General features: G+C 68.0%; 5 protein-coding genes and 2 pseudogenes. 6 read left to right on the top strand and 1 reads right to left on the bottom strand.

The genetic code is table 11. The features are described 5' to 3' along the window. Nucleotides 1-95 precede the first annotated feature (95 nt). The 6 genes and pseudogenes from ACWELQ_RS30805 to ACWELQ_RS30780 all read left to right on the top strand — a co-directional run. Nucleotides 96-707: pseudogene (locus ACWELQ_RS30805) on the top strand (2-oxo acid dehydrogenase subunit E2); the annotation flags it as partial. A gap of 4 nt (nt 708-711) precedes the next feature. Beyond that, nucleotides 712-1,611, top strand: a complete 900-nt coding sequence (locus ACWELQ_RS30800; protein ID WP_452400537.1) for a TIGR01777 family oxidoreductase — start codon at nt 712-714, stop codon at nt 1,609-1,611. A 124-nt stretch (nt 1,612-1,735) separates the two neighbouring features. After that, nucleotides 1,736-2,248, top strand: a complete 513-nt coding sequence (locus ACWELQ_RS30795) for an N-acetyltransferase family protein (protein ID WP_452400538.1) — start codon at nt 1,736-1,738, stop codon at nt 2,246-2,248. Next, nucleotides 2,245-3,060, top strand: a complete 816-nt coding sequence (gene lipB / locus ACWELQ_RS30790; protein WP_452400536.1) for a lipoyl(octanoyl) transferase LipB — start codon at nt 2,245-2,247, stop codon at nt 3,058-3,060. Before ACWELQ_RS30795 ends, lipB begins: the two co-directional genes overlap by 4 nt. 22 nt (nt 3,061-3,082) lie before the next feature. Continuing rightward, entirely contained in the window at nt 3,083-4,132 is a 1,050-nt protein-coding gene (gene lipA / locus ACWELQ_RS30785) for a lipoyl synthase (RefSeq protein WP_452400535.1), read from the top strand. Between the two features lie 592 nt (nt 4,133-4,724). Beyond that, nucleotides 4,725-6,920: an elongation factor G-like protein EF-G2 gene (locus ACWELQ_RS30780; protein WP_452400534.1), complete on the top strand. Its 2,196-nt coding sequence runs from the start codon at nt 4,725-4,727 to the stop codon at nt 6,918-6,920. A gap of 9 nt (nt 6,921-6,929) precedes the next feature. On the opposite strand, the pseudogene ACWELQ_RS30775 reads toward ACWELQ_RS30780, so the two are convergent. After that, nucleotides 6,930-7,985 (bottom strand): annotated as a pseudogene (locus ACWELQ_RS30775) (GmrSD restriction endonuclease domain-containing protein); the annotation flags it as partial.

Genomic DNA, 7,985 nt, shown 5'->3' with positions numbered 1-7,985 from the left:
ATCGGTGGCGCCGGACACCGGGTCTCGCAGCAGCAGTTCGTCGCCGTCCAGGTGATCGGCCGGGGCGGCGGCGAAGAAGCGCTTGAACTCCATGGATGACCAAGATCGCGTCCCTGCGCAACCGCGCCAAGGCCGCGTTCAAGCAGCGGGAGGGTGTGAACCTCACCTACCTGCCGTTCTACGCCAAGGCCGTCATCGAGGCGCTGGCCGTGCACCCGAACATCAACGCGTCCTACAACTCCGACACCAAGGAGATCACCTACCACTCGGTGGTCAACCTGGGTATCGCGGTCGACACCGAGCAGGGTCTGCTCTCGCCGATCATCCACAACGCCAACGACCTGTCGCTGGCCGGACTGGCGCGGGCCATCGCTGATATCGCCAACCGGGCGCGCACCGGCGGCCTGAAGCCGGACGAGCTGGCCAACGGCACCTTCACCATCACCAACATCGGCTCGAACGGCGCGCTGTTCGACACCCCGATCCTGGTGCCGCCGCAGGCCGCCGAGCTGGGCACCGGCGCTATCGTGCGTCGCCCGATGGTGATCACCGACGACGGCAACGAGTTCATCGGCATCCGCTCGATGGCCTACCTGCCGCTCACCTACGATCACCGCCTCATCGACGGCGCCGACGCGGGTCGCTTCGTGACCACGATCAAGCACCGACTCGAAGAGGCGGCGTTCGAGGGCGATCTCGGCCTGTAGTCGCATGAAGGTCGTGGTCGCCGGATCCTCCGGACTGATCGGGACGGCGCTCGTCGCGGCCCTGCGCCGCGACGGGCACCAGGTCATCCGCCTGGTGCGCCGTCCCGTCCACGCCCGCGACGAATTCACCTGGGACCCGGTGCGTTCCAACCTGGACGAGCGCGCGCTGCGCGATGCCGACGCCGTGGTGAACCTGTGCGGCGCGAGCATCGGGCGGCGACGCTGGAACGGCAGCTACAAGCAGGAGCTGCGCGACAGCCGGATCGTGCCGACCGATGTGCTGGCCGCCGCGGTCGCCGCCGCGGGGGTGCCGACGTTGGTCAATGCCAGCGGCGTGCATTACTACGGCGGCGACGCCGGGGACCGGATCATCACCGAAACCTCCCCTGCCGGAACGGGATTCCTGGCGCGGCTGTGCGCCGACTGGGAATCCGCCACCGAACTGGCCGCCGACGCCGGGGTGCGCACGGTGTTGCTGCGGTCCGCAGTGGTGCTGGCGCGGCACGGCGGCATGCTCGGAATGCTCTATCCGCTCTACTATCTCGGCCTCGGCGGCCGTCTGGGCAGCGGGCGGCAGTACGTCCCGTGGATCTCCCTGGACGACGAGGTGGGCGCGATCATGTACGCGCTGACCCACGAAAACCTCTCCGGCCCAGTCAATATGGTCGGCCCCGCCCCGGTCACCAATGCCGAGTTCACCCGCGCGCTCGGCCGCGTCATGCACCGGCCCACCCCGCTGATGGTCCCGGCCTTCGCGCTGCGCGCCGCCGTCGGCGAATTCGCCGAGGAAGCAATCCTGCACGGCCCCAGGGCGATTCCCACCGCACTGGAAGAGGCCGGATACCAGTTCCAGCACCCGACCATCGGCGCCGCGCTGGCCGCGACGCTCGGCCACGCGCAGTAGATTCCGGCTAAGAGCCCCGCCGGAATGACGGGATCGGCGGGCGCGGTGGGCATCACAGCAGGCGCGGCGCACGTCACAGTGGACCCGTCGATACCGTAGGCCGGTGACCAATCAATCGTCCGAGCTGCTGATCAGGGATGCGCGGGAGAGTGATCTGCCGGAGATCCTGGTGATCCACAACAACGCCATCGCCGAGACCACCGCTATTTGGGATACCGAGCCCGCGGATCTGGACGAGCGCAAGGCGTGGTTCGCGGGGCGGACCGGGGCCGGGCATCCGGTGCTGGTGGCCGAGATCGACGGCCGGGTGGCCGGGTACGCCAGCTACGGGCAGTTCCGGCCGAAGTCCGGCTACCGCTTCGCGGTCGAGAATTCGGTGTACGTGTCAGATATATTCCAGCGGCGCGGGGTGGCCACGGCGTTGATGACCGCGCTGCTCGAGCGGGCGCAGCATTCGGATGTGCACACCATGATCGCGGCGATCGAGTCGAGTAACCGCACGTCGATCGCACTGCACGAGAAATTCGGGTTCGCGATCGTCGGGCAGATGGCGGAAGTCGGGTACAAGTTCGGGCGCTGGATGGACCTGACGCTCATGCAACGCGTCCTCGACGGAGGGGTAACGTCGCAATCGTGAGTGAGAGTACGGCCACCGCACCGTTACCCCGTGCGGTATCCGCCCGCTTCGACGGCACACCCCTCGCCGTGGAGAATCTGGGCCTCATCGATTACCAGCAAGCCTGGGAGCTGCAGCGGCGAATCGCCGCGGAACGCGCCGACGGAATCGGACAAGACCGGCTGCTGCTGCTCGAACATCCCTTCGTCTACACCGCCGGGCGGCGCACCGAACCGCAGGATCTGCCCATGGACGGCAGCCCGGTCATCGAGGTGGATCGCGGCGGGAAGATCACCTGGCACGGGCCCGGGCAATTGGTCGGCTACCCCATCGTGCGGCTGGCCGAACCCGTCGACGTCGTCGCCTACGTGCGCCGCCTCGAGGAAGCCCTGATCGCCGTCTGCGCGCAGCTCGGCCTGGAAACCGGTCGGGTGGAAGGCCGTTCAGGTGTCTGGGTGCCCGCCAACAATTTCGCGCCCGAGCGCAAGGTCGCGGCCATCGGCGTGCGCGTGCAGCGCGGCGTCACCCTGCACGGGATCTCGCTCAACTGCGATTCCAGCCTGGCCGGGTTCGACGCCATCGTGCCGTGCGGGATCCGCGATGCCGGGGTCACCACACTCAGCCGCGAACTCGGCCGCGACGTCACCGTGGACGAGGTGCGGCCGCTGGTCGCCGACGCCATCGCGCGTGCCCTCGACGGCATGCTGAAGGTGGCCGACCACACGCTGTCCCGCTGCGCCGACGCGGCGGCCGAATGCCCCGAGCCGCTGCCCGCGGCCACGACCGATCAGCTGCCCGTGGTGCCCGCCGCAGTGCCCGCCAAGGCTGAATGATCACGAGCGTAGGGTGAACAAAGTGACCTCCGTCGACAACCCGACACCAACCAGCGCGTCCGCACCCAATGGCCGCAAACTGCTCCGCATCGAGGCGCGCAACGCCGAGACCCCGATCGAGCGCAAACCCTCCTGGATCCGCACCCGCGCGACCATGGGCCCCGAGTACACCGAACTCAAGGGCCTGGTGAAACGCGAAGGGCTGCACACGGTCTGCGAGGAAGCCGGGTGTCCCAACATCTTCGAATGCTGGGAAGACCGCGAGGCCACCTTCCTGATCGGCGGCGAGCAGTGCACGCGGCGCTGCGACTTCTGCCAGATCGACACCGGCAAGCCCGCCGCGCTGGATCGTGACGAGCCGCGGCGTGTGGCGGAGTCGGTGCAGGCCATGGGGCTGCGCTACTCGACCATCACCGGCGTCGCGCGCGACGATCTCGAGGACGGCGGGGCGTGGCTGTACGCGGAGACCGTGCGCGCGATCAAGGCACTCAACCCGAACACGGGTGTCGAGCTGCTGATCCCTGACTTCAACGCGGTGCCCGAACAGCTGGCCGAGGTGTTCTCGTCGCGGCCGGAGGTGTTGGCGCACAATCTGGAGACGGTGCCGCGCGTGTTCAAGCGCATCCGGCCCGCGTTCCGCTACGAGCGGTCGCTGTCGGTCATCACCGCCGCGCGTGAAGCCGGACTGGTCACCAAGTCCAACCTCATCCTCGGCATGGGCGAGACCCCCGAGGAAGTGACCCAGGCGCTGCGCGATCTGCACGAGGCGGGCACCGACATCATCACCATCACCCAGTACCTGCGCCCCTCCCCCCGCCACCACCCGGTCGACCGCTGGGTCAAGCCGGAGGAGTTCGTCGAGCACTCCAAGGCCGCCGAGGAAATGGGCTTCGCCGGCGTCATGGCAGGACCGCTGGTCCGCTCCTCCTACCGCGCGGGTCGCCTCTACGCCCAGGCCATGCGACACCACGGCCGCGAGATCTCCCCGGAGATGCTGCACCTGGCCCAGGAAGGCTCCGCCGCCCAGGAGGCGAACAGCGTGCTGGCTCGTTTCGGTTCTTCAGGGGCATAAGCGAATTCGCCTGCGATAAACAGACAAATAGGAAGGCCCGGACGAAATGTCCGGGCCTTCTACATATTTACAACACGCCAATTTCCGCCGCGCCGCTTGCGAGCGCAAATTGCTTGCGATTCAGGCGTTTCCAGCTGCCCATTCACATAGTGTGAGCCCACTTCCTTCCGAGGGGCGGTGGCTTGATTTACGGATCGAGCCTGGTCTGAGCCGCGCCCAGGAAGGAGGTGGGTGGGGATGGCGAAACATCGTCGCGAGGCGAAACATCGTAAGAGTGGTTCCCCGGTCAACTGGGTTGTTGTTGCTGCAACGGCCGCAGTTGCCGGGGTGATCACCATCTTGGTCCGGCGGATGCTGGGCTGAGATGACCCATCCGGGTGGGGCGTCGGTCATAACGGCGCTCCATCCTCCCCGCCATCACTTTCGTGACGAGGTCGAATGTACACCCTGCTGATCAGCCCGTGGGCGTGTCGCCTCAGGTGAACGCCAGGTATCGGCGTGCCGTACAAATCGGTTCGGTCGATTCGTGGACGTGTGCGCGTCGCTGGTGGGAAGCTCGAAGGACCGCTTTCATCGACCCCCGGAGCGAGCCATGGTCGAGCGAACGACGTCGTCGCAAGGTGTCAACGGCAGGGTAGTCGTGGCCGAAAGGCCGGACGAGATACGGAATGTGGTGCTGGTCGGCCACAGTGGATCGGGCAAGACCACGCTGGTCGAGGCGCTGGCCGTGGCCGCCGGGGCCGTGCCCCGGGCAGGGCGGGTGGAGGACGGCACCTGCGTCTCGGATTACGACGATATCGAGCAGCGACAACATCGGTCGGTCCAACTGTCGGTGGTGCCGATGGGATGGGACCACCTCAAGGTCAATCTCCTCGATACCCCCGGATACGCGGATTTCGTCGGGGAACTCAGGGCCGGTCTGCGAGCAGCGGACGCGGCCCTTTTCATTCTCTCGGCCGCCGCGGGCGTGGAGGGTGTGAGCGGAGCGACGCTGGCGCTGTGGGAGGAATGCGCGCACGTCGGCATGCCGCGCGCGATCGTGCTCACCCATTTGGACACCGCGCGCGCCGATTTCGAGGACATGACCGAGACCTGCCGGGAAATCCTCGGCGGCGGACGGTCGGAATCGATACTGCCGCTGCATCTTCCGGTGTACGGGCCGAAGGCCGCCGACGGGCATCGGCCGGTGACCGGGTTGATCGACCTGCTCACCGAACACGTCTACGACTACATCACCGGTGAGCGCACGGAAACGCCTGTGTCGGAAGAACAGCGGGAGCAGATGGAGGAGGCACGGGGGCGGCTGCTCGAGGGGATCATCGCCGAGAGCGAGGACGAATCGCTCATGGACCGCTACCTCGGCGGCGAGGAGATCGATCTCGCCACGGTGGTCGCGGATCTGGAGAAGGCGGTGGCGCGCGGCAGTTTCCATCCGGTGCTGATCGCCGCACCGCCGCCGGAAGGGGCGCGGCAGGGGCTGGGGACGGTGGAGATCCTGGATCTGATCACGCGTGGATTCCCCACGCCCGCAGAGCATCCCGTGTTCGCGACCGGGTCCGGCGGCAAGGCGTCCGCGCTGGCCTGCGATCCCACCGCTCCCCTGGCGGCCGAGGTGATCCGCACCGCCTCCGACCCGTATGTGGGGCGAATGTCGTTGGTGCGGGTGTTCTCCGGGACCCTGCACGCCGACGACACCGTGCACGTGTGCGGGCACGGGCCCGCCGAGACCGGCAATCACGATGCCGACGAACGCGTGGGCGGCGTCTCCGCGCCCTTCGGCAAGCAGCAGCGGCCGCTGCCGCAGGCCATCGCCGGGGACATCGTGTGCGTGAGCAAACTGTCACGGGCCGAGACCGGGGATACGTTGTCCGCCAAGGACTGTCCGCTCATCATCGAACCCTGGTCGATGCCGGATCCGCTGCTGCCGGTGGCCATCAAGGCGCACAGCAAGGCAGATGAGGACAAGCTCTCGCAAGGGTTGGCGCGGCTGGTCGCGGAGGATCCGACGGTGCGGCTGGAACAGAATGCCGACACCCATCAGCTGGTGCTGTGGTGTCTGGGCGAGGCGCATCGCGAAGTGGCGCTGGAACGGCTGCGGTCCCGTTTCGGGGTCCAGGTCGACGTGATCGACCACCGGGTGGCCTTGCGGGAAACCTTCGCCACCTCGGCCTCCGCCAAAGGACGGCATGTGAAGCAGTCCGGCGGGCACGGGCAGTACGCGATCTGCGAGATCGAGGTCGCGCCGCTGCCGGAGGGTTCCGGGATCGAGTTCGTCGACAAGGTGGTGGGCGGAGTCGTTCCGCGCCAATTCATTCCGTCGGTCGAGAAGGGTGTGCGCGCCCAGGCCGTGAAGGGTGTGGCCGCGGGCTACCCCCTGGTGGACGTGCGAGTGACCCTCTTCGACGGCAAGGCGCACTCCGTCGACTCCTCCGACGCCGCCTTCCAGATGGCAGGCGCCCTCGCCCTCCGTGAAGCCGCGGGCACCGCCCGCATCAGCCTGCTCGAACCGATCTCCGAAGTGCGCGTGGTCGTTTCCGACGAATACGTCGGCCCGGTCCTCGGCGACCTCTCCAGCCGCCGCGGCCGCGTCCTCGGCACCGAACCGGTCGGCCTGGGCCGCACCATGATCCGCGCCGAAGTCCCCGAACTCGAACTCAGCCGCTACGCCATCGACCTACGCTCCCTCGCCCACGGCGGCGCCACCTTCACCCGCGCCTACGCCAGACACGAAGCCATGCCCGCCCAAATGGCGGACTCGATGCGAGAGAAAACCAAGACCGCCAACTGATTTCGCGAGCTATTCGCAGGCCACGCCGTCGTTGTCGCGGTCGAGGGCGGGGCGGTAGCCGGGTTCGCCCTTGCGGATGGGGGCCGCGCCCGCGTCGCGTGCTTCGGTGCAGTTCTTGTAGTAGACGTCGGCGGCGGGGACGACCAGGCCTGCGCCCGTGAGGAGGTCACGGGCGGTGGTGGAGGCGGGGATGGCCGGGATTTCGGCCGGGGCGGACTGCGTGTCGGCCGGGGCGGCCGGGATGTCGGCGGGGACGCCCGGGGCGGTGTGGAAGTCCGCGTGGGCCTCGGTGGCGGTCACCGCGAGCAGGGTGGCGGCGGTGGCGGTGGTCATGCCGATGGTGGCCAGGACCTTCTTCATCTCTTTCACTCCATTCATTGGTGAACAACAGGTTTGGGGCGATCAGGGTGTGCAGGCGTCGAGGACGCGGATCATGGCGTCCTTCTCCGGCTGCGTAACCCACAGGGAATACGCGGATTTCACCGTGATCTGCTTCGCCACATATGTGCAGCGGTAGGTCTTGTCGGGCGGCAGCCAGGAGGCGGCGTCGCTCGCGCCCTTCTGTTGGTTGGCGGGGCCGTCGACGGCGAGCAGGTTGCGCGGGTCGTTGGCGAGGTTGGCGCGTTCGCGGGGGCTCAGTCGCTGCGCGCCCTTCTGCCAGGCGTCCGAGAGGGCGACCACGTGATCGATCTGCACCGTATGCGAGGTGTCCTGGCCGCGCACGAAGTCGATGGATCTGCCGGTGTACGGGTCGGTGAGGGTGCCCGAGAGCACGACGCAGTCGCCGGTGCCGGGTTTGAAGGCGGGGTCGATCAGGTCGCGGCCGAGGATGTCGTTGCGGGTGTCGCAGCCGTTGTGGCCGCCCGCGACATCGACGTCATCGGTCCAGGTCTCGCCGAACTGGTTTCGCGCGTAACCGGTCTTGGGTGCGCGGCCCTGCACCGGGAGGGTGTCCAGCAGGGCGCGAGCCTCGGCCGGGGACAGCACCATGGCCTCGGAGAACAGCAGCGCCGCCGAACGCGGAAGCGATTGCGCGACAACGCCGGTCGAGGCGCTCGCGGCGGG

It is taken from the genome of Nocardia sp. NPDC004722 (assembly GCF_053601505.1).
The sequence above is the reverse complement of the archived record's forward strand: the minus strand, read 5'-3'. Positions and strand labels throughout refer to the sequence as shown.